At 56.1% G+C, this 23,807-nt stretch carries 19 protein-coding genes; 11 read left to right on the forward strand and 8 right to left on the reverse strand.

All coding sequences use genetic code 11. The features are described from left to right. Both AC07U6_RS11445 and AC07U6_RS11450 read right to left on the reverse strand, forming a co-directional pair. Positions 1-734: BapA/Bap/LapF family prefix-like domain-containing protein (locus AC07U6_RS11445; protein ID WP_494764798.1), on the reverse strand; the 734-nt coding region annotated here is incomplete at its 3' end. 1,599 nt (positions 735-2,333) lie between these two features. Continuing rightward, positions 2,334-2,903 carry a DedA family protein gene (locus AC07U6_RS11450; RefSeq protein WP_494762081.1) on the reverse strand — a complete coding sequence of 190 codons (570 nt, stop codon included), beginning with the start codon at positions 2,901-2,903 and terminating at the stop codon, positions 2,334-2,336. A gap of 221 nt (positions 2,904-3,124) precedes the next feature. On the opposite strand from AC07U6_RS11450, the gene AC07U6_RS11455 reads away from it, so the two are divergent. Both AC07U6_RS11455 and pbpG read left to right on the forward strand, forming a co-directional pair. Continuing rightward, the gene (locus tag AC07U6_RS11455; protein WP_494762082.1) at positions 3,125-3,712 is read left to right on the forward strand and encodes a Yip1 family protein; all 588 of its coding nucleotides are present in this window, start codon (positions 3,125-3,127) and stop codon (positions 3,710-3,712) included. A 179-nt stretch (positions 3,713-3,891) separates the two neighbouring features. Continuing rightward, positions 3,892-4,842: a D-alanyl-D-alanine endopeptidase gene (pbpG, locus tag AC07U6_RS11460; protein ID WP_494762083.1), complete on the forward strand. Its 951-nt coding sequence runs from the start codon at positions 3,892-3,894 to the stop codon at positions 4,840-4,842. Between the two features lie 24 nt (positions 4,843-4,866). Here pbpG and AC07U6_RS11465 read toward each other — a convergent pair whose 3' ends face one another. Beyond that, positions 4,867-5,412: a GNAT family N-acetyltransferase gene (locus AC07U6_RS11465; RefSeq protein ID WP_494762084.1), complete on the reverse strand. Its 546-nt coding sequence runs from the start codon at positions 5,410-5,412 to the stop codon at positions 4,867-4,869. Positions 5,413-5,605: 193 nt separating this feature from the next. Between AC07U6_RS11465 and AC07U6_RS11470 the strand changes: the two genes are divergently transcribed. Continuing rightward, entirely contained in the window at positions 5,606-8,038 is a 2,433-nt protein-coding gene (locus AC07U6_RS11470; protein ID WP_494762085.1) for a DUF3772 domain-containing protein, read from the forward strand. A gap of 45 nt (positions 8,039-8,083) precedes the next feature. Here the strand turns inward: AC07U6_RS11470 and AC07U6_RS11475 are convergent, their stop codons facing one another. Continuing rightward, positions 8,084-9,535, reverse strand: a complete 1,452-nt coding sequence (locus AC07U6_RS11475) for a UDP-N-acetylmuramoyl-tripeptide--D-alanyl-D-alanine ligase (protein WP_494762086.1) — start codon at positions 9,533-9,535, stop codon at positions 8,084-8,086. 166 nt (positions 9,536-9,701) lie between these two features. Next, positions 9,702-11,423 carry a D-lactate dehydrogenase gene (dld, locus tag AC07U6_RS11480; RefSeq protein WP_494762087.1) on the reverse strand — a complete coding sequence of 574 codons (1,722 nt, stop codon included), beginning with the start codon at positions 11,421-11,423 and terminating at the stop codon, positions 9,702-9,704. A 187-nt stretch (positions 11,424-11,610) separates the two neighbouring features. On the opposite strand from dld, the gene bglX reads away from it, so the two are divergent. The 4 genes from bglX (at position 11,611) to idi (ending at position 16,716) form a co-directional block, all read left to right on the forward strand. Then, complete coding sequence (bglX, locus tag AC07U6_RS11485) at positions 11,611-13,908, forward strand: beta-glucosidase BglX (RefSeq protein ID WP_494762088.1); 2,298 nt, start codon at positions 11,611-11,613, stop codon at positions 13,906-13,908. Positions 13,909-13,953: 45 nt separating this feature from the next. Next, on the forward strand, positions 13,954-14,820 hold the full coding sequence (locus AC07U6_RS11490; protein WP_494762089.1) for an oxygenase MpaB family protein: 867 nt from the start codon (positions 13,954-13,956) through the stop codon (positions 14,818-14,820). 100 nt (positions 14,821-14,920) lie between these two features. Further along, positions 14,921-16,030 (forward strand): suppressor of fused domain protein, encoded by a 1,110-nt coding sequence (locus tag AC07U6_RS11495; protein WP_494762090.1) that lies wholly within the window; start codon positions 14,921-14,923, stop codon positions 16,028-16,030. 128 nt (positions 16,031-16,158) lie between these two features. Continuing rightward, positions 16,159-16,716, forward strand: a complete 558-nt coding sequence (idi, locus tag AC07U6_RS11500; protein WP_494762091.1) for an isopentenyl-diphosphate Delta-isomerase — start codon at positions 16,159-16,161, stop codon at positions 16,714-16,716. Between the two features lie 10 nt (positions 16,717-16,726). Here idi and AC07U6_RS11505 read toward each other — a convergent pair whose 3' ends face one another. From AC07U6_RS11505 to AC07U6_RS11515, 3 genes are all read right to left on the reverse strand, one after another. Continuing rightward, a complete protein-coding gene (locus AC07U6_RS11505; RefSeq protein ID WP_494762092.1) occupies positions 16,727-18,208 on the reverse strand; it encodes an MFS transporter in 1,482 nt (493 codons plus the stop codon). A 146-nt stretch (positions 18,209-18,354) separates the two neighbouring features. Next, on the reverse strand, positions 18,355-18,462 hold the full coding sequence (locus AC07U6_RS11510; protein ID WP_494762093.1) for a protein YohO: 108 nt from the start codon (positions 18,460-18,462) through the stop codon (positions 18,355-18,357). A 55-nt stretch (positions 18,463-18,517) separates the two neighbouring features. Then, the gene (locus AC07U6_RS11515; protein WP_494762094.1) at positions 18,518-19,288 is read right to left on the reverse strand and encodes a MerR family transcriptional regulator; all 771 of its coding nucleotides are present in this window, start codon (positions 19,286-19,288) and stop codon (positions 18,518-18,520) included. Positions 19,289-19,434: 146 nt separating this feature from the next. Between AC07U6_RS11515 and AC07U6_RS11520 the strand changes: the two genes are divergently transcribed. The 4 genes from AC07U6_RS11520 to ybiB all read left to right on the forward strand — a co-directional run bounded on the left by AC07U6_RS11520 (position 19,435) and on the right by ybiB (position 23,798). Then, positions 19,435-19,998 carry a helix-turn-helix domain-containing protein gene (locus AC07U6_RS11520; RefSeq protein WP_494762095.1) on the forward strand — a complete coding sequence of 188 codons (564 nt, stop codon included), beginning with the start codon at positions 19,435-19,437 and terminating at the stop codon, positions 19,996-19,998. Continuing rightward, positions 19,995-20,513, forward strand: coding sequence for a GNAT family N-acetyltransferase (locus AC07U6_RS11525; protein ID WP_494762096.1), 519 nt, complete (start codon positions 19,995-19,997; stop codon positions 20,511-20,513). Before AC07U6_RS11520 ends, AC07U6_RS11525 begins: the two co-directional genes overlap by 4 nt. Before the next feature lie 129 nt (positions 20,514-20,642). Continuing rightward, positions 20,643-22,805: an ATP-dependent DNA helicase DinG gene (gene dinG, locus AC07U6_RS11530; protein WP_494762097.1), complete on the forward strand. Its 2,163-nt coding sequence runs from the start codon at positions 20,643-20,645 to the stop codon at positions 22,803-22,805. Between the two features lie 21 nt (positions 22,806-22,826). Next, positions 22,827-23,798, forward strand: coding sequence for a DNA-binding protein YbiB (ybiB, locus tag AC07U6_RS11535; RefSeq protein ID WP_494762098.1), 972 nt, complete (start codon positions 22,827-22,829; stop codon positions 23,796-23,798). Positions 23,799-23,807 lie beyond the last annotated feature (9 nt).

Here is a 23,807-nt window from a genome sequence, read left to right on the forward strand (position 1 = left end):
GCATCAGCATCAGCATCAGCATCAGCATCAGCATCAGCATCAGCATCAGCATCAGCATCAGCATCAGCATCAGCATCCGCATCCGCATCCGCATCCGCGTCGGCGTCGGCATCGGCGTCGGCATCCGCGTCGGCGTCGGCATCCGCATCGGCATCCGCGTCAGCATCGGCGTCCGCATCCGCATCCGCGTCGGCATCGGCGTCGGCATCGGCATCCGCGTCGGCATCGGCATCGGCATCGGCATCGGCATCGGCATCGGCATCGGCGTCGGCATCACTATCTGAGTCTGAATCGCTGTCGTCGCTATTGTTCTTATCGTCGTCGCTTTCACCCAGGAGCATCGCTCCTAAGCCAAGCAGACCGGCACCAGCAAATGCCAGCCCGGCCGCATAACTTGCTTCCGTATCGCCCAGCAGTAAGCCGTCGATATCGGCAATAGATTCAAAATGGAAACCGGTGGCGGGATCCTGCACCCACCACAGAGCGCCCTGACTATCTTCCAGGACTAAATCACTTGTGTGGCCCTGTGCATCAGCCACAAAGAAATTCTGGAGTACGACCTTTTCGCCAGAATGGAGCGTAACGATCAAATCATTCCCGGAGCGTGTTGTTGCAGCGATGTCGCTGCGCTCCAGTTGTAGCTTTACTACGCTAGGCTTGGTCAGATTAACCTGATCAGCTGATACGCTGGAGGTTGCTCCGCCATCCTTTACGGTTACAGCTATATTATTCATAAACTTGCACTCCCATGAGGATTAAGCATTTGGCAGGCCTCAAGGCTTTGCCAAATTGTTTACTAATTTGATACGTACTTAATAGAAGTTATAGCAAGCACCTTTGGAGCTTATTCCCTTCTTATTTCAACTTTTTACTGCTTCTGGCGCGGAAGTTTTATGCGTACCTTATCGATGACATTTTCAGCGGGACGGGTCTGATACCTGGCTATCGGATTGTTTTTATTGTTCTCGTGGTTTACGCATTTAATTAGCCATAAATTCACTGATAAACAATGAGTCATCTGATAAACGGGCAAGACAATACCCCCCTGAATAAGGGGCATAAAAATAGTTTTATTATCCAGTTGATCACCCTGGATTATTATTATCAGAGGTGACTTTTTGATATTGATATAATTAATATCATTATCATCCTGGTACCTCATGATGGCAGAGCGGATCGCTCCTCCCCACAAAACTGGAATTTCTTACTTATTCAGGACGTGTAATCCTTATTTTTTATCTGGCGGTAATTTTATTAACCCATATTTGAATAAGGGGGGGAGCAAATAGTTTGCTAATGCTCACATTATTTTCAGCTATCCTGAAATATAACCTGCCGGACTTCACATATTTGCCAGCCGTTGCGGCGACCCCTGCCAATCGACAATATCCGTTACGTAGGATAATCCTGAGATCAAGCGCGCTGTATTGGATCTGTGGAACAGCGTTAGCGCGATGGCTCTGGTAAGCATACTTTTCGGATTGAAAGGGTAAGCAGGCGGTCAGCGCCATTCATACTGCAGTCCTTTAACACCATCAACAGGTTAAAGCTCTTCATCATTAGCAGCGCATCACTCAATTTGAAATCATCTCCGCGACCCGAGAACACCGATCTCTGACTAAATTGGAGCTTAGTGTGTTAATTCAGTTAATTGAAATTGGTTTGAATGCACGGGAAGAAGATATTTGATAGGTGTTTCCTATTGGATGGTTTCATATGGTAACAACAGGCTATCTAAAGTTAAGATAAGTCTAACTTAATGGCATTACCAGTGATGGGGGATTGTCATATTTTTATAACATTATGAATTGAAATGACTTTTTTTCATTAAAAAAATTTATGCGTTACAGGGTCAGGACATTTGTACTAAGAATATTCTCAGTCTGAAGGTTATTGATAAGACTTTCTGTTGTTTAAAATTGTAATTATTGATTTCTTTTTATGCATCTCAAGCGTGAAAAGTGTGATTTATTCGTAAAATCATTAAAAAACTTATCGTTTTTTTTATTTGAAAATGTGATTTTTATCACAATAAATTGCCATTTTATGTAAAAACACTGAAAAATAAGCGTCAATTCAATTGATTGCATATGCGATCCATAGTTTACATAGACTATGTCTGTAAAATTTAAGAAATATTTTTTCATTATTTCTATGCTTTTTTATGTGATTGATTTTTCAAGATAGCAATTGGTCATCAGATAACGTTAACAATAATAAGCGAACGGTTTATCAATGACATAATGTGATGAAGGGCAGCGCAATGCTCGTGCCGCCTGTCACTCGGGGGAAGGGAAGGTTGGAAGTGCCCTCCAACAATCGTAGACGAAGTGTCATTTGCTGCGCTTATAGTGGCGAAAGGCTAAACGGGCTCCCCAGACTAAAGCTGCTGCCAATAGTAGCCAGAATAAATGTTTAATATGATGGTCCAGCGCGTGCAGCCATGGCGCAATCACCTGGCCTCCCAGATAGCCGAGCGAGACAAACAGCGTGGCCCACAGCAGCGCCCCAATCACGTTGAGCATCAAAAAAGTCGTGGGCCGCAGGCGGCTGGCTCCGATGATGATCGGCCCGACAATGCGCAGGCCATACATAAAACGTACGCCGATAACAAATAGCACGGGTCGTTTGCGGATCAGCTGATTTGCAGAGGCGATTTTGTCCTCGTGCTTTTTAAACCGTTTCAAAATGCTGGTACCGTAGTAGCGGCCCAGAAGAAACAGTGCGGTATCACCCAGAATGCCTCCACAGGCGGCCACCAGCAGCACCCAGCCGTAGTGCAAAAGTCCTTCATGAGCGGCAACGCCGCCCAGCAGAGTGAAAGTTTCACCTTCCGCCAGGCAGCCAATAAGCAGTGCCCAATAGCCGTACTCCGTAATCAGCGCATTCACATCAGTAGGCAAAATAGTTCCCCTTAAAAGTGTTTCCTTCTCATTAGTCTAGCGTTTTGTGATCGATCCCGCAGCCCGCAGAAAATCCCCGGATTTATTTCTGAAGAGAAAATAGGGCGTTAGCTCTTGTGTGTGGCTGAGCAAAAAGCAAACTATTCAGGGGCGCGTATACTGATAATGTTGCCGCTTAAGACTGAAACCACAGGCGGCCAGACGTTGTGAGGAGTGAAGATATGAACCACGTATGGGGACTTCTTGCGCATCCTGACCGTGAGATGCGGGATATCAAGCGGGAGAACGAAACGCTCTCCCATCATTACACTCATCATGTTTTGCTGATGGCGCTGATCCCGGTGGTCTGTGCCTTTATTGGTACCACTCAAATTGGCTGGGATATCGGAGTGGGGCAGACCATTCCGCTGTCGTTGTTCAGTGCCTTCGCGCTGGCGATTGTGTTTTATGCCGTGATCCTTGGCGGGGTAGCGGTAATGGGGCGGGTAATCTGGTGGATGGCGCGTGATTATCCGCAGCGGCCAAAGTTGAACAGCTGTATGGTTTTCGCCGGCTATATCGCTACGCCGCTGTTCCTGAGCGGGCTGGTTGCGCTTTACCCGCTGGTCTGGCTGTGCGTGTTGGTCGGTGCACTGGCGCTGGCCTACACCGGCTATCTGCTTTACGTGGGGATACCTCTTTTCCTGAATATCGACCGCGAAGAGAGCCTGCGTATTTCCGGTTCTACACTGGCGATCGGTATCCTGGTACTGGAAGTGCTGCTGGCGATCACCGTCCTGATGTGGGGCTATGGTTATCGCCTGTTTTAAGTCCGTCCGCCGCCGGGAAACCGGTGGCGATCTGGAAACGCCTGGAAACGAATAATCGATAGGAAAATACTCGGTTTACAGCGTATTATGCGCGAGCCAGCCCTCGCGTAATCTCCGTTTCAGCGGGTGGCGGCGTGTGGATACCACACCTGAATCACTAGCCGTTAAGTTCTGAACTGATGCCTGCAAAAATCCGTTTATCTCTTTTGAGTCTGGCCCTGCTGTTCTCCGGCCCGCTATTCCTTACTCAGGCCAATGCCCGGACTCCTCAATCTGAAATCACGCGCGCGGCACAGCCGGAAATTGCCTCCGGCAGTGCGATGATTGTCGATATGGATACCAATAAAGTTATTTACGCTAACCATCCTGACCTGGTGCGCCCGATTGCCTCAATCACCAAGCTGATGACGGTGATGGTGGTACTGGATGCGCATCTGCCGATGGATGAGATCCTCAGCGTGGATATCAGTCAGACTCCGGAAATGCGCGGAATTTATTCGCGCGTGCGGCTCAACAGTGAAATCAGCAGGAAGAATATGATGCTGCTGGCGCTGATGTCCTCGGAAAATCGCGCGGCGGCAAGCCTGGCACATCATTATCCGGGGGGGTACGATGCCTTTATTCGTGCGATGAACGCCAAGGCGCGCTCGCTGGGGATGACGAATACCCGCTACGTTGAGCCAACCGGTTTATCTATTCATAACGTATCAACCGCCCGCGATCTGACCAAACTGCTGATCGCCAGTAAGCGCTACCCGCTGCTGGGCGAGCTGAGTACCACCCGCGAAGATATGGCCACCTTTAGCCATCCGAATTACACCCTGCCGTTCCGCAACACCAATCATCTGGTGTATCGCCCGGACTGGAATATTCAGCTGACCAAAACCGGCTTCACCAATCAGGCCGGGCACTGCCTGGTCATGCGCACGGTGATCAATAAGCGCCCGGTGTCGCTGGTTGTGCTGGATGCCTTCGGGAAGTACACGCATTTCGCCGATGCCAACCGCCTGCGCAGCTGGATTGAAACCGGTAAGATCTCCCCGGTTCCTGCTGCAGCGCTGAGTTACAAAAAGCAGAAGGCCGCTCAGGTAGCCAGCAACGGCGTTGCCGACGACAGCGCGGTGGAATAATCCGCTTACAGTGTGTCGGAGGGGTTAACTTTCCGGCACCTCTGTCGCTTCCGGCTGTAGCGCCAGCTGCATCAGCAGCGTATCCCGCCATTCGCCATGCTTAAATCCCACGTTGCGAAAATTTCCCATCGTTTCGAAGCCCATTTTTTTATGCAGATTCAGCGAGCCGGCGTTGCGTTCGCCGTTGCCGACGATCGCCAGCATTTGCCGCCACGGCCCCTGCTGGCAGCGGGCGATCAGCGCCGTCATCAGCGCGCTGCCAATGCCCCGGCCGCCCGCGTCGGATGCCAGATAAATAGAGTCTTCAATGGTATAGCGATAGGCGGGGCGGGGACGATACTGCGTGGCGTAGCAGTAACCGACCACTTCATGGTTAATTAGCGCAACCAGCCAGGGCAGGCCAAAGGAGCGGACTTTGCGGAAACGCTCGGTCATTTCATCGACATCCGGTGGCGTTTCTTCGAATGAGCCGCTGCCGTGCAGGACATGCCAGCCGTAGATGCGGGTAATGATATCGAAATCGGCTTCTTCTGCGTCGCGGATGCGCACGGCAGATACAGAGCTAACCATGACTATTCCTTGTGGTTTTCTTTCTAATTTGCCATGCGGCTCACGGTAAAACACCATAGATTATTCTTATGGCTGAGACTTTTTTTTCTATCGCAAATCTTATAGTACGTACCCCGGCAAAGGCATAAACTATGCCGCGATATTCATCCGGTACCGTTCGGTGCCCTCTAATTTTTTATCAGGAACTTCGTTCATGTCAGGCATGTTAACTTTTCTTCGGGTGTGTCTGCTGGTACTGGTGGCGCTGTCGCCGCAGTGGGTGCAGGCGGCCGATAGCGATAGCGCTCAGCAAAACGGTGATGTGCCGATCAAGGTCAATGGGGCCGTTGAGCTGCCTAAGATGCAGAAAGTGCTTGATAAGATTAAGCAGCAGGTATCCAGTGAAACTAACGATACCCGCCTGAATGCGCTTAATGACCTCGCACTGGAGCTGTCCGGTGATGCCGATGCCCTGATTCAGGGGATTATCCCTCAGCGTGCCCAGCTGCAGGCGCAGCTGGCGGTGCTTGGCCCGGCACCCGCGGCGGACAGCGGGGTAAAGGAAACCAGCGAAGTCACCACCAAACGCAGCAAGCTGGAAAGTCAGAAGACCAAAACCGACGATCAGATCAAGCAGGCTGAAGCGATCAAAGCCAGTTCGATCAACCTTTCTGCCCAGATTGTCAATCTGCGCCGCGATGCGCTGAAAACCCAGCTGGCGCTGAATGCAGGCAGTATTTTGGGTCCACGTTTCTGGGCACCGCTGACGAACAACCAGAGCGACGATAGCGAAAAGATCGGTGAATTTATTGATGAACTGAAAACCGCCGCGTCGCTCTCTTTTGAGCCGGGCTGGATGTTTGGCTCCATCGGCTGGATACTCGCCGCCGGTCTGGTGGCAACGCTGGGCCGCCGTTACCTGGAACAGTTCCTCGCCTGGGTGGGTATCAACCATTTGCCGGAAGGGCGGTTGCGCCGCAGCTTCCTTGCTGCAGCTACTGCGTTAACCACGCTGGGGGCGGTGGTGCTGGCGTTTAATTTCCTCGATCTGGCCTTTACCCGCCATGACGAGGTGGTGGATGACGTTCGCGTCTTTGCCGATAAACTGGTCGGGCTGAGTATTTTCTGCGGTCTGATTGCCGGCCTGGGCCGCGCTTTCCTCTCTACTCGCCGCCCTTCATGGCGACTGCCGCAAATTTCCAATGAAGTGGCGATGTCTCTGAAGCCGTATCCGCCGCTGACCGCCGCGCTGGTGTTTATTTTCCAGACGGTTGAAAACTTCAACAGCAGCGCGAATACCAGCGTGGCGACGACGATTTTTGCCAACGGTATGACCGCGCTGCTGATCGGTGCAACCGCGCTGTCGATCAGCATTCGCACCAATCGCGTACGCCGCAGAATGATTCAGGAAGGCCATCAGCCGGAGGCGAGATCGACGCTGGTTGGCCTGATCCAGATGGCGTTGACGCTGATCGGCTTTGCCATCATGGTTGCCCTGGTGATTGGCTACATTACCCTGGCGCGGTTCCTTGCCTATGAACTGATCTGGATGGGCATCGTGTTTGGCCTGTTCTACATCTTCAGCCAGCTGGTGACCGATGCCAGCGAGAGCCTGTTCTCCACTAATAATGCCTCGGGCAAGCGCATCCAGGCATCATTGAACATCGACGCGCGCCATCTTAGTCAGGTTGCGGCCCTGCTGGGTGCGATTGGTAAAACGCTGCTGCTGCTGGCGGCGGCGATGGCATTGTTGAACGGTACATTCGGTAGCGCAACGCCGATAGAGCTGGTGCAGAAGGCGATTGAGTTCTGGGGCGGTAAGGGCCTGGAGTCGATGAATATCGTTCCGGCACATGTGGTGAACGCGCTGGCGTGCCTGGCGGTCGGTATCTGGGTACTGCGCTCGGTCAAGCACTGGCTGGAAAACGAGTTCCTGCCTAAAACCACCATGGATAAGGGGATGCGCGTTTCACTGATCACCCTGTTCAGCAACATCGGCTTTGTGCTGGTGATCCTGATGACGCTGTCGATTATGGGCGTGCAGTGGAACAAACTGGCCTGGATTGTCAGCGCCCTGTCGGTCGGTATCGGTTTCGGTTTACAGGAGATTGTGAAGAACTTTATCTCCGGTCTGATCCTGCTGACTGAACGCCCGGTAAAAGTGGGTGACCTGGTCAGTATCAGCGGTATTGAGGGTGATATCCGTCGTATTAACGTGCGTGCCACTGAGATCCAGCTCAGCGATAAGTCCACGGTCATTGTGCCGAACTCGCAGCTGATTTCGCAGAACGTGCGTAACGCCACCATGGGCAATGCGCAGGGGGTAGCAACCATTACGCTGACCTTCCCGCTGGATATCGATCCGCAGCAGGTGCGTCAGCTGCTGCTGGATGTCTATAACGATAATGAACGTATTCTGGAAAACCCGGAGCCGTCGGTGTCGTTTAAAGATCTGACCTCGACCGGCATTGTACTGGCCGTTACCGGCAACGTCGCCAGCCCGCGCCAGGTGAGCGGAGCGAAAAGCGATCTGTTGTTCGATATTCTGACCCGACTGCGCAAGGAAGGCGTGGCGCTGTCTGCGCCGCAGACGATGATTATTGAGCGTAAAGACGGGAAGGTGGTTTTACAGGATGCCGCGGAGTAAACGCATGATGACCGCCGGTGGCAACCCCACCGGCAGCCTGATGGCTTAACCTGCTTTATTCTGCATCTGATCTATCCAACTGACCAGTTGATGAACCTTGGTGCTGTTTGAGCCCTTCAACAGGACCGTATCATTGGCCTGTAGTGTCTCCAGCAGCAGCGGTTTCAGATCGTCCGGCGCATCAACCCACGCCCCTTTTTTCCCATCATCCAGCTGTTCCCAGCAGTGTTTATAGCTCGATCCTGCCAGGAAGATCTGGTCGATCTGGCTGGCGTTCAGCAGCGGTGCCAGTTCAGTATGATAATTCTCCGAGCCGGAGCCCAGCTCGGCCATTTCACCCAGCACGGCAATCCGCCGCCCGGTACAGTTCTGGCCGCTCAGGCGCTCAATGGCTGCCTGCATCGAGCCTGGATTGGCGTTATAGGCATCATCGATCAGGGTCAGCGGCAGGCCGTTAACAGTGACCTGTTTTTCTTCACCGCGCCCGGCCAGGGCGGCAAATTGTCCGATCTTCTCAATGGCCGGCTCCAGCGGATAGCCCAGCGCTTCCACCGCGGCCAGCGTCGCCAGGCTGTTCAGTGCCATATGCTTTCCGCCCGCCGCCAGCGTGTAGTGCAGGGTGCGATCGCCAATCTGCGCGGTAACCTGCTGCTTCTGCGCGTCATATTCAACCAGACGGTACTGGCAGTTGGGATGCGTACCGTAGTTAACAATATTCTGCTGCTTCGCTTCAGCCGCCTGGCTGACCGTTTCCCACTCCAGCATATCGCGGTTTAAAATCGCCACGCCGCCGGGTGCCATGCCGACAAAAATGGCGCTTTTGGTCAGCGCTACGTCGTGGACGGTGGTGTTTTCACCGAGGTGCGCGGGCTGGATATTAGTAAAAATTGCCACTTCCGGGCGCACCATTCGCGAGCTGACCGCCATTCTGCCAATGGCCATTTCCAGTACGATATGAGCGCTGTCCCAGGGCATTGAGGCGATATTCCACGCCACGCCACGCGGCAGGTTGGCGTTGTTGTTGCTCTTGCAGGTTGGCCCCCAGGCGGAGAGCGCATCGGCGACCATTGCCACGCAGGTGGTTTTCCCGGCGCTGCCGGTGATGCCCAGCACCCGGCCTTTCATCTTATCGCGCGCGTAGCGGCCCATCGCCAGAATTGCATCGGTATTATCGGCAACCTTAAGCAGTGGGATACTGTCCGACAGAATTTTTTCCGGTGCGGTAGTGATCAGGCAGGAGGGCGGAGGAGAAAGTCGTAAAGCTACGCTGGCCAGCAGTCCGGTTTTATCATCTTCGGTGCGGATAACCGCCATATTTCCGGGCTGCAGAGCGGGAGCGAAAATTGAGACGCCGGTGGCGGTCCAGCCTTCAGCAGGGGGAATAACCCAGCTGCCCTTCGTGGCTTTTTCTACATCTTGTACGGTCCAGTAATTTTTATTGCTGGTAAGGCTATTATTATTTGAAGCAGTAATATTTTCTTCTGCTACTACGCCCATATTTCCTCCGCCAGTCAGTTGGCATGATTACAGTTATCACAGGATACAATTGACTATTAGCGCAAAAGTGGAAAAAAACAATGTTTCGGGGTACATCAGGAAGGGTAAATAACATGAATATGAGCGAGGGCACCGGGGCGAAATAATTCCGCCCCGGATTAGCGGGTTATTTCTGACAGTCGCAGCTGCCCCAGTGTTTTTCTCTCGTTGTTTTACCGATACCCGGGTTAAAGGTATTGGTCGGATCGAGCTGCTGATAAAACGCTTTCAGCTGCGGTTTGGCTTTATATAGATGGCCAACGTTATGCTCTGCCGGATATTCCGCGCCGCGCTCTGCCAGCAGTGCCAGCATTTTTTCCTTCAGCGCGTGGGTATCGACTCCTTTTTTCACGATGTAGTCCTGATGGAAAACGTGGCAAAGGAAGTGCCCGTAGTAGAGACGGTGGGTCAGCGCATCGTCAAATTCGGCAGGCAGCCGTTCAAACCACTCACGGTCGTTGCGGCGCAGGGCGATATCCAGCGCCAGAATATCTTCCACCTCATCGTGATGCACGGCGTGATAGCGCACGGCGGCACCCGCAGCGGCAAAGCGATGCAGAAACGCGTGCGCGCCCTCTTTGCCTTTGCATTCAAAGAACGCGCCTTCAGCCTGGTGGAAAAATTCCTGCAGGTAAGCGCGCGCTTCGGCTACTCCATCACCGGACATTTTCAGCATCAGATGATGCTCATAGCGTTCGCGGTACTGCTTCATGCGGGCCGGTAGATGGGAGGGCAGCAGGGCGGTCAGCTTCTGCAATACGCGGTCGGTAAAGTGCGGCTTAAACCACTTAATGCGTGACAGCCAGGCATCAACACGGCCTTTCATCGTAAAGAACATCGGCATTTTATCGGTGCCGAGTTTGTCGATCATCACAAAGGTGTCTTTACCGTACACTTCGGCAATATCGAAGATATCGCGGTGCATATATTCCCCGGCGACCGGCAGATTGCTGAAGTTGGCCAGCATATGGCGACGCAGCTGGTCCAGCGCGTCGGTATTGTTGGTGCCGATATAAAACACCTGTTGGGCGGTTTCGCTGGCAAAGGTATCCAGACGGACGGCAAACAGCGCCAGCTTGCCTGCGCAGCCGGAGGCTTCGAACAGGCGGCGCGCGTCGGCATTAAAACGCGAAGGGGTGTCGGCTTCCACATCCCGCACGCGATCGGCGTATTCATGATCCGAGGCGTGGCGCTGATCATGCAGTACGTCGCCCTGCTGCCAGGTATCATCATCCAGACGGGTGAGGATCTGCTCCGGCGTGGTGCCCAGGTTGATGCCAAGGTGGTTAACCAGGCGCAGCACGCCGTCGGCGTCGATCTGCGCGTACAGCGCCATTTCGGTATAGGCCGGGCCGCGCTTCACCAGCGAGCCGCCGGAGTTATTACAAATCCCCCCCAGTACCGACGCACCAATGCAGGAGGAGCCAATGACCGAGTGCGGCTCGCGCCCCAGCGGCTTTAATTCTTTTTCCAGCTGATACAGCGTGCTGCCGGGAAACGCCAGCACCTGTTTCCCCTCATCCAGCAGGCGGATTTTATCCATACGCAGTGTGCTGATAATAACGATATCGCGGGGATAATCGTTACCGTTGGGGGTGGAGCCTTCGGTCAGGCCGGTATTGGCCGCCTGCATCAGTATAATGGCATCCGCCGCCACGCAGGCCTGTAGTATCCGCCACTGTTCAAGCAGCGAATCCGGGAAGACCACCGCCAGCGCCTCGCCTTCGCCGGAGCGGAAGCCTTTACGGTAGCGCTCGGTTTGCGCGGGATCGGTAAGCAGATGGTGGCGGCCGACGATGCGACCCAGTTCAGAAATCAGTTTTTGTCCTGCCGGAAGAGAAGTGTGCATGTCATATCCTTGTCAGAATCACCCCCCTACTTTAGCACCGCTGCGGATGCAATAAAGCTGTTGTTATCACGCGACATTCGTCGATACCTCACTAGCTGCTATCCTCAAGGTATGACAAACTGAATCAACTTGTTACCTGTCCGTCATGAAACTCATACGCCTTAGTCACTTGAGAGATGATCATCTGATGAAATGGATTTGTTCCGTCAGCTTTGCTGCCGCTCTGGCGATTCAGCCAGCCCTTGCCGATGACCTGTTTGGTCCACATGAACTGACACCTGCCGCACGCGATGCGTTCGTCACCGATCTGCTGAAAAAGATGACTCTTGACGAGAAAATCGGCCAGCTGCGCCTGATAAGCGTAGGGCCGGATAACCCGAAAGAAGCGATCCGCGACATGATCCAGCACGGGCAGGTAGGGGCGATTTTCAACACCGTTACCCGGCACGATATTCGCCAGATGCAGGATCAGGTGATGCAGCTCAGCCGGCTGAAGATCCCGCTGTTTTTCGCCTATGACGTCATCCACGGTCAGCGCACGCAGTTCCCCATCCCGCTGGCGCTGGCCTCCAGTTGGGATACCGACGCGGTGGCGAAGGTGGGGCGAATTTCTGCCTATGAAGCTGCCGATGACGGCCTGAATATGACCTGGGCTCCGATGGTGGATGTCACCCGCGAACCTCGCTGGGGGCGTGGCTCTGAGGGCTTCGGCGAGGATACGTATCTGACCGCGGAAATGGGCCGCGTGCTGGTCACCGCGATGCAGGGAAAAAGCCCGGCGGACCGCTACTCGGTGATGACCAGCGTCAAGCACTTCGCCGCCTACGGCGCGGTTGAAGGCGGCCGCGACTACAACACCGTGGATATGAGCCCGCAGCGGCTGTTCCAGGACTATCTGCCGCCGTATAAAGCGGCGCTGGATGCCGGCAGCGGCGGGGTAATGGTGGCGCTAAACTCGCTGAACGGCGTACCGGCCAGTGCCGATAGCTGGCTGCTGAAAGACGTTTTGCGCGATGAGTGGAAATTTAAAGGCATCACCATCAGCGATCACGGTGCGATCAAAGAGCTGATTAAACACGGCGTGGCCAGCGATCCGCAGGATGCGGTGCGCGTGGCGATCAAATCCGGCGTGAACATGAGTATGAGCGATGAGTACTACAGCAAATACCTCCCGGGGCTGGTCAAAAGCGGTGCAGTCACCGAGCAGGAAATTGATAATGCCGCGCGCCACGTGCTGAATGTGAAATACGATATGGGGCTGTTTAACGATCCGTACAGCCACTTAGGCCCGGCCGACCAGGACCCGGCGGATACCAACGCCGAAAGCCGCCTGCACCGTACCGACGCCCGCGACGTAGCACGCAAAAGTATGGTGCTGCTGAAAAACCGCCAGGAGACGCTGCCGCTGAAGAACAGCGGTAATATCGCGCTGATTGGGCCACTGGCCGACAGTCAGATCGATATTATGGGCAGCTGGTCCGCCGCGGGCGTGGCGAAGCAGTCCGTTACGCTGTTGCAGGGGATGAAAAATGCCACCGCCGGTAAAGCCAACCTGCTTTATGCCAAAGGGGCGAACGTCACCGATAACAAAGGCATTCAGGATTTCCTCAATCTCTACGAACCGGCAATCACGGTGGACAACCGTTCACCACAGCAGATGCTGGATGAAGCCGTGGAAACCGCGAAGAAAGCCGACGTCGTAGTGCTGGCGATTGGTGAAGCGCGCGGTATGGCGCATGAGGCTTCCAGCCGCAGCGATCTGACGCTGCCGGAGAGTCAGCGTAAACTGATTGATGCGGTCAAAGCCACCGGCAAACCGCTGGTATTGGTGCTGATGAACGGCCGTGCCCTGGCGGTGGTGAAAGAGAGCCAGCAGGCTGATGCGCTGCTGGAGAGCTGGTACAGCGGCACGGAAGGCGGTAACGCCATTGCCGATGTGCTGTTCGGCGACTATAACCCGTCCGGCAAGCTGCCGATGTCCTTCCCGCGTTCGGTGGGACAGCTGCCGATTTATTACAACCACCTGAATACAGGGCGGCCTTATAACTTCGAAAAGCCCAACAAATACACTTCGCACTACTACGACGAGGCCAACGGTCCGCTGTATCCGTTTGGCTACGGGTTAAGCTACACCACCTTTACCCTGTCGCCGGTGAAGCTCTCTTCAGCCACAATGCCGCGCGATGGCAAAATTGACGCCAGCGTGACCGTAACCAACAGCGGTAAGCGCGACGGTGCGACGGTGGTGCAGCTCTATTTGCACGATGAAGTGGCCAGCATCAGCCGTCCGTTAAAAGAGCTGAAGGGCTTTAAGCGCATTATGCTGAAAGCGGGTGAGTCGCAGACCGTAACCTTCCCGATCGATGTGAACGCGCTGAAATTCTGGAATGCCAAAATGCAGCAGGTGGCCGAGCCGGGCAAATTCAACGTGATGATCGGGCTTGACTCCGCTCGCACCGAAAACGCTGAGTTTGATTACCGCTAGAGATTGGGGGCAGAGAAGCCTGCCCCGTTTGCAGGCAGGAACAGTATGCCAGGGTTAAGAGACAGAATTCAGCAGCAGGTTTTTCGCCTTAATGGCCTGTCGCTGAATGAATTTGATATTTCGCAGCCGCCGGGCGATCCCGGCATCTACGGGCCGGATAGCGTTATCTGGCGGGTCTACGGTGATTTTTCATCGATGCTGTGCGGCGGCATCTCGGCGCTGCTGTTGCAGATGTTGCATCCGCTGGCGCTGGCGGGCGTCTGGGATCACTCCACTTTTCGTCAGGATATGATGGGCAGGCTGCGGCGAACCAGCCAGTTTATCGCCGTTACCACCTTCGGCAACTATCGCGATGCGCACATACTGATTGAGCGGGTAAAGCGCATCCACCTGCATATTACCGGCACGGATGCATACGGCGTTCCCTATGCCGCCAGCGATCCGGCGCTGCTGACCTGGGTCCACGTTGCCGAGACTCGCTGTTTTCTTGCTGCTCATCTTCGCTATAAAAATCCGCAGCTCAGTCTGGAAGATCAGGATCGCTACTACGCCGAAGCGGCGCGGGTTGCGGAAGCGCTGGGGGCTGAGCGGGTGCCGAAAAGCGTTGCGGAAGTTGAAACCTATCTGCAACGGATGCGGCCACAGCTGCGCTGCGACGAACGTACGCACGAGGTGCTGTCGCTGTTGATGAACGCGCCGGCACCCAGCTGGCAGGCGCGCCCGGCGATGTACTCGATGCTGCAGGCGGGCATCGCGCTGCTGCCCGACTGGGCACTGAATGCCTTTGGTTTACACTACTCGCCGCTTCGACATCGCCTGATCAACGGGCGGATTTATCTTATCGCCGGGCTGCTGCGTTGGGCGATCCGTCAGGGGGCTTATCAGCGGGCAATGGCGCGCATGGGGCGCTGAACCCGCGGTTTTTGAGACAAATACCCTTGCTCTGACATCGCGCGACCCGCCATCCTGCTCTATTCTGCGGAAAAAAGCATCCAGACAACGTCGAGGCGTTATGACAGAGCCCTATCAGATTGCTGAAGTGACCAATCAACAGCAGACGCTGATTGCATTGGTTGAACAGGATGAACGCACAGCCTATTTCTACATCTGGCCGGCGGAAGCGTTTCGCACCCAGTTTGCCGTGCGCGGCTGCTGGCTGCGCAATCTGCTGCCCGCTCCGGCGCAGGAAGATACGGCTGCCATGGAGCAGGGCAGGGCACCGCTGCTGAGTGCGGAATTCTGCCGCACGCTGCAGGCTGAACCGATGCTCGATCCTGCCGGTTTGCAGATTATCTGGGAACCCAGCGACGACGGCGCGGCCCTGTGGTATCAGGGGCAGCTGCTGGCGGTGATCCCCGGTTGGAGCCTGTATCAGGAAAAGCAGGTGAGCTACTCCGCTGGCTGCATCAAAGCGAATCGGCTCACCGCACCGCTCGGATCGGCGTCCACTAATCAGCATTATGCCCGCGCACAGCAGCACCGGCAGTTCTGGCGCGACTGGCAGGAAGGGCAGTGCTGGGAGCCGTTCCAGCAAAAGATGCTGGCGTGCTACAGCGAACAGTTTGGCGAGTCGATCAAGTATTATGCTATCGATCGCGGCAGCTGGCCGCCGATGGCGATTTCCCAGCATTACCATGAGGGTAACTGGTACTTTCTGACTCTGGGCATGAGCATTCGCCCGATGCCGTGGGTCGATCATCTTTATAACGATCTTGCCCCGCAGTACCGCCGAACCGAGCTGGCAATGGCCATTGACGCTGAAGTTATGACCGAGGAAAATGCGGTGCAGATGGCCAGTGCGCTGGCCGGTTTTGCCCATCTTCCCTGGGACCGCATCAGCTGGCTGGGTGAAGGGCACACGCTGACCTCCTCCATGGCCCCTGTAGGATTTGAAGGCTTTATCCTCTCGGGCACACTGGGCCGCGAAGCCGGACAGTTTACGCTGCCGCGCTTTGACGACGAGAAGGTGAATCTGCTGTGGGCGGCGCCGGTCACGCAGCTGGAGCGCGAATTCGCTCAGGCGGAAGAAAACGGCGGCTATCAGCTGGTTGCACGGCTGCTGCAATACGGCGCAGGGCATATTTTCCGCGCCCGGCAGCAGGTGGTTGAAGCCAGCGAGTGATCGTTTCCGCGCCGGCGGCGAATAAACTGCGGTGGTTATGCTGTAATTTAGGCAGTGCGCACTATTCTGTACAGTATTTTGCCACCTGGATATGCCAGAATAGCGGGGAAATGACCTGAGGAGTTCGCATGGCAGCTATTGAAGTTATCCTTGTCGATCGTGACGATCGCGCCACCGGCAGGATGGAAAAACTGGAGGTGCATGAAAAAGGATTACTGCACCGCGCGGTAACCGTTTATGTCTTTAATTCTGCTCATCAGCTTCTGCTTCAGCAGCGGGCCAGCGGAAAATACCACTGCGGCGGCCTGTGGAGTAATACCACCTGTGGTCACCCCTATCCGCAGGAGCCAACCCGCCACGCCGCCGAACGCCGGCTGTTTGAAGAGATGGGCATGCGGCTGACGTTACAGCCGGTTTTTGAGCTGAGTTACAATTTGCCGCTGAGTAACGGTCTGACTGAACACGAATACGGCCACGTCTATTTCGCCATCAGCGACCAACAACCGCAGCTTAACCCCGAAGAGGCTGATGCCTGGCGCTATGCCTCTCTGGCTGAGATCACGGCAGAAATTCAGCAGGAACCCGGGCGATTTACCCCCTGGTTCCTGCATACTTTCTCCCGTATCCCGGATGAGTTTACGCGCTTTACGGATAAGGCAGGCTCGGCGCTGACCAGCGATGCCTGATGTTTTGCGATTACTTACCGTTCAGCGCGAAATCCTCCGCATCAACATCGTAGCCTGACGGTTCCCAGCGGATCGCCAGCAGCGCCAGCAGGCCGACAATCGGAGCCAGCGCAATCACCCAGAACACGTCAGTGCTCAGCGCCGCTGCCAGTACCGGGAACAGGAACAGCGAGGCAGTGGAGCTGGCGCGCACCATCATCTGATTAAAGCCCACGCCCACGCCGCGCAGAGAAGTCGGATAGCTCAGCGATGCGTAGGTCATGGTATGCGCTCCCGGACCAAAGCCCTGGCCGAGCAGGAACAGCGCCAGCATCGCTACTGAAATCGCTGCCTGATGCCCGTCTTCCGGGCGGCTGACCAGCGCCAGGCCCAGCAGTGCGGTAATCTGGCAGAGGTAGCCCAGCGTCATCATTTTCCATGCGCCGAAGCGCGGCACCAGCCGTACAGCAAGGATGCCGCCGGTAAAGGCAAACAGCAGGTTCAGCGCCAGCGACAGCAGAATAGTGGTGAGCATCGACTGCGCCAGAAAGCTGGAGATAATGACCGGCAGGCCGAATGCCACGGCGTTATAGGCAAACGGCGAAACGATAGAGGTAACGGTGGCCAGCGTGGTGCGCTTCAGGTAGATGCCTTTAAACAGCGCGGCGTAGTTACCCCAGCTGGCGCGGCGCACCGGGCGTGCTGGCGTCAGATCGGCATCTTTCGCCACGTGGGCGTTGATGCCGTAGGAGTTTCGCAGGATAGCGGCGGCACCGTGCAGATCGCCCTGATTCGCCGCCCAGATCGGTGATTCACTCATATACTTGCTGCGGATGGCGATAATAATCAGCGCCGGAATCGCACCAAACCCGAGGATAATTCGCCACATCCAGTCGCTGTGGCTTTCCGGCAGCACCGACCAGAAGAACAGCACCAGCAGGTAAGAAACCGAGATCGCCGCGTACCATGTCGGGCACCACATCGCGATGCTGGCCGCCTTGTTGCCGCGCCCTTTTAATTTCGAAAATTCAGCAAGGAACGCCATCGCCACCGGCAAATCGATACCGATGCCCATTCCCATGACAAATCTTGCACCGGCAAGCACGTACTCATTGGGGGCAAATGCGCAGGCCAGCGCGGCAAATACGAAGAAAAACATATCTGCCATAAACACGCGATAGCGGCCAATTTTGTCCGTCAGATAGCCGCCAATCAGTGCGCCAACGATTGCGCCGAGGGTAATCGCAGAGGCAATCATCCCCGCGCCGGAAGGCGAAAGGCCAAACTCGCGTGTGACATCCTTCATACCGAAGGCCAGTGCGCCAAGATCGTAAGCATCCAGGAATACACCGCCGAGGGCGATGCCGATAACAATACGTGCATTGCTGCGCGAACTGTCGCTGTTGTTAACCAGTTGAGAGACATCCGCCGCGCGGCGAATGGTGACTGCTGCGCCTGTGGGCGCATTCCCTGCCTGCGCAACGTGCGCTGAAGAGGTAATGAGATCGGTCATGATGTTTTTTTGGGTCTTTTTAGAATAAACCCAGAGCATAACCAGCCCGACTGGCGGAGTTAAATTCCAGCTGGTTATAAGATAAAACAAAAAGTTACAAACAGGAGAGGAGCGGCAGAAAATGCCGCCTGGTGAGCAAAAGGGGGTTATTTCGAATGCAGGATCAGGGTATAGCCGGCCAACATCACGCCGCCAATTCCACCCAAAGCCATCAGCAGAAAGATAAAGACCACACCAATTTTTTGCCAGTTCATAACGTAACCCGTTTTCTCAAAGGAAAGCGGATTATAACGCCTTCGCCTGAGATTATTAAACCAAAGAGTGGTTTTTCTTCTCTTCGGTCGCCGGTTCGCTGCCGTGCGCGGTCACCGTGAACCCCTGTTCCTGCCAGTGCGCCAGCTGTTCCTGTTGGCGTCGGGTCAGGGGCTTACCGGTGTAAACGAAAATTTTCTGACCGGGAAACAGCTCCGGCCGCGGTTGCTCCAGCGGCTCGGCCAGTATGTCGATGCGCCAGCCCTGCTGCGAAAGCCGCCAGGCTTCCAGCCACAGTCGGGTGCGGTCTTCGATGCCCCAGCCGATCAGTAGTGCATCCTTACCTGCTTTTTTACGTGAACCGGTCAGGCAAAAGGCCACGTAGTCAATCAGCGCGCCGTCCAGCAGGCTGCACATCGCGCGGGCGGTATTCTGGTCCAGATTAAGCCGCTGGCGGATGGGCAGAAAAACGTGGTCGATCAGTGCATCGGCCGGATTTTCACGACCAGCTGAGGCAATTTTCGCTCTCAGCTTCGACGGGCGCACGTGGCGCAGCACGGTCATCATCTCTTCCTGCAACGTGACCCAGCCGTCGTGGATCTCGATGTTCTCGCCTTCCAGCAGCGCCTTCACTTTCCCCACCGGCACGCCGGTGCTCATCCAGCGTTTGATCTCTTCAATGCGTTGAATGTCGTCTTCGTCAAACAGGCGGTGACCGCCTTCAGTTCTTTGCGGCTTTAACAGGCCATAGCGGCGTTGCCAGGCACGCAGGGTGACCGGATTAATCCCGCAGCGCTCAGCAACATCACCGATGCTGTACAACGTCATTTCTCACCTCATTCACTCTCAGGCCTTATCAGCCCGCATTTAATATTAGCATGCTGTACAGACAAATTGTGGATGTACAACTTGATCTGAGTGCTGTCTTGCGGTAAATCTCATATGTGAGATTATTTCCCTTAAATGAGATATCCATGAACCAGAAGCAAACAGAACATCGTCTGGCTCAGCGGCTGGCCGACCTGCGAGTTGAGCAGGGATGGTCGCTGGAGACGCTGGCGGAGATGACCGGCATCAGCCGCGCCTCGCTGTCGCGTATTGAACGCGGGGAAAACAGCCCGACCGCCGCGCTGCTCAACCGGCTGTGCAGCGCCTATGGGCTGACCATGTCGCGCCTGCTAAGCGAAGTGGAGCAGAGTGGTCCGCAGCATCTCCGACCCTCGCAGCAGAACGTCTGGCGCGATGCCAGCAGCGGTTATCTGCGGCGCAGCGTGTCCCCGCCCGCACAGGCTTTTCACGCCGAGTTGGTGGAGGCGCAGCTGGAGCAGGGTGCGCTGATTGAGTATGACCTGCCGCCGCTGGCCGGGCTGGAGCAGCATATCTGGATGCTGGACGGTGTGCTGATTTTCCGCATGAATGACCAGCAGTGGCGGCTGGAAAAGGGTGACTGCCTGCGCTTTCATCTGTTTGGCCGCACGTCGTTCAGCGCGCCGGAAGCCGGAGGCGCTCGCTATGCGCTGGTGGTGGCACGCCCATGAATCAGATTGAATATGAGTGGCTGGACGCGCAGCAGGCGCGTGATGAGCTTCCGGCACTGTGCCGGGTACTGGAAGGCTGTGTGGCGCAGGGGGCCAGCGTCGGCTTTGTTAACTGCGATCCGCAGACTTTCAGTCGTTTCTGGCAGGATGTGGTGTTCAGCCTGGCCTGCGGCGATAAAACGCTACTGGTGGCGAGGCTGGCCGATCGCATTGTAGCAACGGTGATGGTGGTGCTGGCTATGCCGCCGAACGGTGCGCACCGCGCCGAGGTAATCAAGCTGCTGGTTCATCCCGATGCGCGTCGGCGGGGAATCGCGCGCGAGTTGATGATAAGGGCGGAGGTGCGTGCTAAGCAGGCGGGCCGTTCGCTGCTGGTGCTGGATACCCGTAGTGGCGATGTGGCGGAGCCGCTTTATCGCGCGCTGGGCTGGCTGGTGGCGGGGGAAATTCCATCTTATGCGCGATCCACTCAGGGGGCGATGGATGCCACTACGCTGATGTATAAAATGCTCTGATACACAAAGCATCGTGTTGCCGGAGAATTGCGGAGCGGTTCGACTTTTCATGGGCGATCCGCATCCGCAGGCTGACGCCAGCGCGATACTGTGTAAAAATACAGCCCTGATTTTTTGCAAAGGGTTGTCATGGCGTTAACTGCGGCGTTAAAAGCGCAAATTGCCGGGTGGTATAAAGCCCTGCAACAGCAAGTCCCCGATTTTATTCCGCGCGCTCCGCAGCGGCAGATGATTGCTGAGGTGGCGAAAACGCTGTCGGGTGAAGAAGGGCGCCATCTGGCGATTGAAGCACCGACCGGCGTGGGGAAAACCCTCTCCTACCTGCTCCCCGGTATTGCCGTCAGCCGCGCCGAGGAAAAGCCGCTGGTGGTCAGCACCGCCAACGTGGCGCTGCAGGATCAGATTTACAGTAAAGATCTGCCGCTGCTGAAGAAAATCATTCCCGAACTGACCTTTACCGCTGCCTTTGGCCGCGGGCGCTATGTCTGCCCACGCAATCTGTCGGCGCTGGCGACCGACGAAGAGAAGCAGGGCGATCTGCTGCTGTTCCTTGATGATGAGATGACCGCCAGCAAGGCGGAGCGGGCGGTCTGCTACGAGCTGGAAAAAGCACTGAACCGCTACGAATGGGACGGACTGCGCGATCACTGCAAGGACAACATCGAAGACTCGCTGTGGCAGCGTATCAGCACCGATAAGGCCAACTGCCTCGGCAGCAACTGCCACTGGTTCCGCGAGTGCCCGTTCTACGTGGCGCGGCGTGAGATCGAAAACGCCGATGTGGTGGTGGCGAACCATGCGCTGGTGATGGCGGCGCTGGAAACCGAATCGGTACTGCCGCCGCCGAAGCACCTGCTGCTGGTGCTGGATGAAGGGCACCATCTGCCGGACGTGGCGCGCGACGCGCTGGAAATGAGCGGCGAAATCACCCCCGGCTGGACTACTCTACAGTTCGATTTGTTTGCCCGCCTCGTTGAGCAGTGCATGGCGCAGTTCAGGCCCAGGCGGCCACCGCCGCTGGCCAACCCGGATCGCCTTAAAGAGCACTGTGAAGAAGTGCGCGAGCAGCTGCAAATGCTGTCGCACATTCTCGGTCTGTATCTGCCGCCGGACGGGCAGGAGGGGGAGTACCGCTTTGAGATGGGACTGCTGCCGGAGGAGATCATGACGATCTGCGGCAGGCTGTTCAAACTCAGCGACGCGCTGCGCGGGATGGCGGAAGGGCTGGTTAACGATCTCAGTGAAAAAAGCGGCCAGTATGACGTGGTGCGCCTGCACCGTGTGCTGCTGCAAATGAACCGCGCGCTGGGCTGGTTTGAAGCCAGCAGCAAGCTGTGGCGGCTGGCGGCGCTGGAGCAGACGTCCGGCGCGCCGGTGTCGAAGTGGGTGACCCGCGAGCTGCGCGACGGCAGCGTGCATCTGATGCTGCACTGTGCCGGGATACGCGTCAGCGATCAGCTGGAAAAGCTGTTGTGGCGTAAAATTCCCCATGTGGTGCTGACATCTGCGACACTGCGCTCGCTGAACAGCTTCCAGCGGCTGCAGGAGATGTCCGGGCTGAGTGAAAAAGCCGACGATCGTTTTGTCGCGCTGGACTCGCCGTTTAATCATGTGCAGCAGGGCAAACTGATTATCCCGCAGATGCAGCACGAGCCGCTGCTGGCGAATGAGGTGGCGCATCTGGCCGAAATGGCCCACTTTTTCCGTCACCAGATAAAGCAGGCTAAACATAAAGGGCTGCTGGTGCTGTTCGCCAGCAACCGGGCTATGCAGCAGTTTATTGCCTGCCTGCCCGAGCTGCGTTTAATGATGCTGGTGCAGGGCGACAAACCGCGCCCGGCGCTGGTGGCGCTGCATCGCCAGCGCGTGGAGCGTGGGGAAACCAGCGTACTGGTTGGTTTGCAGTCCTTTGCGGAGGGGCTGGATCTGAAAGGGGAGCTACTTTCTCAGGTCCATATTCATAAAATCGCTTTCCCCCCGGTGGACAGTCCGGTTATTTTGACCGAGGGCGAGTGGCTGAAAAGCATGAAGCGTTATCCTTTTGAGGTGCAAAGTCTGCCCAGCGCCTCGTTTAATCTTATCCAGCAGGTGGGGCGACTGATCCGCAGCCACGACTGCTTCGGTGAGATTGTGATTTACGACCGGCGGCTGTTGAGCAAAAGCTACGGCGCACGTTTACTGGGGGCACTGCCGGTGTTTCCTATCGAACAGCTACCGATGCCGGAAGGCGAGCTGCCAAAAGCAGTCAGCCCGACGACGAAAAAAAGAGTGCCGCCGCGCCGCAGGCGTTAACCCTATTCAGTGAGCAAACGCATGGAACTAAACAAGATTATAAAAGAGATCGGGCGCGGTAAAAATCATGCCCGGGATATTGATATCGACAGTGCGCGCGGGCTCTACCGCCGCATGCTGGCGGGCGACGTGCCGGACCTTGAACTGGGGGCGATCCTGATTGCGCTGCGCATTAAAGGCGAAGGTGAAGAGGAGATGCTGGGCTTTTATCAGGCGATGCAGGAACAAATACCGCGCCTGACCCCTCCTGCCGGTTTGCCGATGCCGATCGTCATCCCCAGCTACAACGGCGCGCGGCGGCAGGGGAATCTGACCCCGCTGCTGGCGCTGCTGCTGAGCCGACTCGGTTTCCCGGTGCTGGTTCACGGCGTCAGTGATGACCCGACGCGCATCACCAGCGAAGCGGTATTTCAGGCGCTGGGCGTGCCCGCCGTGCTGACGGCGACGGAGGCGCAGAACAGGCTTAATGCGGGTGAACCGGTGTTTATCACCATCGGCCAGCTGTGCGAACCTATGGAGCGCCAGTTGGCGATGCGCTGGCGCATGGGCGTGCGCAACAGTGCGCACACGCTGGCCAAGCTGGCCACGCCGTTTGCCGAAGACGCGGCGCTGCGCCTTGCCAGCGTATCGCACCCGGAATACATTCCGAAAGTGGGCAAGTTCTTCAGCGACATCGGCGGACGAGGACTGCTGCTTAACGGCACCGAGGGCGAGGTGTACGCCAGTCCGCAGCGTTGCCCGCCAATCAGCCTGATTCACGGTGAGGAACCTCTGGTTCTGCTGGCGCGCCAGGAGGAGATTGCCTTTGCGGCGGGTGAGCTGCCGGAGGCGAAAGATGCGGCCACCACCGCCGCCTGGATTAACCGCTGTCTTCATCGTGAAGTCGCGGTACCGCAGTCGCTGCGTTTGCAAATCGCCTGCTGCTATGTAGCAACCGGCAGAGCACCAACGCTGGAAGTGGCTTTAGGTGAGATTAAGCAGGCGGGTTATTGAGGCGAGCTG

This window comes from Erwinia sp. GW821-FHT03D09, assembly GCF_059420805.1.

What these genes read in the sequence shown, in the direction of transcription:
- AC07U6_RS11455 (WP_494762082.1), top strand. Translation starts at nt 3,125, where the DNA reads ATGAACCACGTATGGGGACTTCTTGCGCATCCTGACCGTGAGATGCGG.
- pbpG (WP_494762083.1), top strand. Translation starts at nt 3,892, where the DNA reads ATGCCTGCAAAAATCCGTTTATCTCTTTTGAGTCTGGCCCTGCTGTTC.
- AC07U6_RS11465 (WP_494762084.1), bottom strand. Translation starts at nt 5,412, where the DNA reads ATGGTTAGCTCTGTATCTGCCGTGCGCATCCGCGACGCAGAAGAAGCC.
- AC07U6_RS11470 (WP_494762085.1), top strand. Translation starts at nt 5,606, where the DNA reads ATGTCAGGCATGTTAACTTTTCTTCGGGTGTGTCTGCTGGTACTGGTG.
- AC07U6_RS11475 (WP_494762086.1), bottom strand. Translation starts at nt 9,535, where the DNA reads ATGGGCGTAGTAGCAGAAGAAAATATTACTGCTTCAAATAATAATAGC.
- dld (WP_494762087.1), bottom strand. Translation starts at nt 11,423, where the DNA reads ATGCACACTTCTCTTCCGGCAGGACAAAAACTGATTTCTGAACTGGGT.
- bglX (WP_494762088.1), top strand. Translation starts at nt 11,611, where the DNA reads ATGAAATGGATTTGTTCCGTCAGCTTTGCTGCCGCTCTGGCGATTCAG.
- AC07U6_RS11490 (WP_494762089.1), top strand. Translation starts at nt 13,954, where the DNA reads ATGCCAGGGTTAAGAGACAGAATTCAGCAGCAGGTTTTTCGCCTTAAT.
- AC07U6_RS11495 (WP_494762090.1), top strand. Translation starts at nt 14,921, where the DNA reads ATGACAGAGCCCTATCAGATTGCTGAAGTGACCAATCAACAGCAGACG.
- idi (WP_494762091.1), top strand. Translation starts at nt 16,159, where the DNA reads ATGGCAGCTATTGAAGTTATCCTTGTCGATCGTGACGATCGCGCCACC.
- AC07U6_RS11505 (WP_494762092.1), bottom strand. Translation starts at nt 18,208, where the DNA reads ATGACCGATCTCATTACCTCTTCAGCGCACGTTGCGCAGGCAGGGAAT.
- AC07U6_RS11510 (WP_494762093.1), bottom strand. Translation starts at nt 18,462, where the DNA reads ATGAACTGGCAAAAAATTGGTGTGGTCTTTATCTTTCTGCTGATGGCT.
- AC07U6_RS11515 (WP_494762094.1), bottom strand. Translation starts at nt 19,288, where the DNA reads ATGACGTTGTACAGCATCGGTGATGTTGCTGAGCGCTGCGGGATTAAT.
- AC07U6_RS11520 (WP_494762095.1), top strand. Translation starts at nt 19,435, where the DNA reads ATGAACCAGAAGCAAACAGAACATCGTCTGGCTCAGCGGCTGGCCGAC.
- AC07U6_RS11525 (WP_494762096.1), top strand. Translation starts at nt 19,995, where the DNA reads ATGAATCAGATTGAATATGAGTGGCTGGACGCGCAGCAGGCGCGTGAT.
- dinG (WP_494762097.1), top strand. Translation starts at nt 20,643, where the DNA reads ATGGCGTTAACTGCGGCGTTAAAAGCGCAAATTGCCGGGTGGTATAAA.
- ybiB (WP_494762098.1), top strand. Translation starts at nt 22,827, where the DNA reads ATGGAACTAAACAAGATTATAAAAGAGATCGGGCGCGGTAAAAATCAT.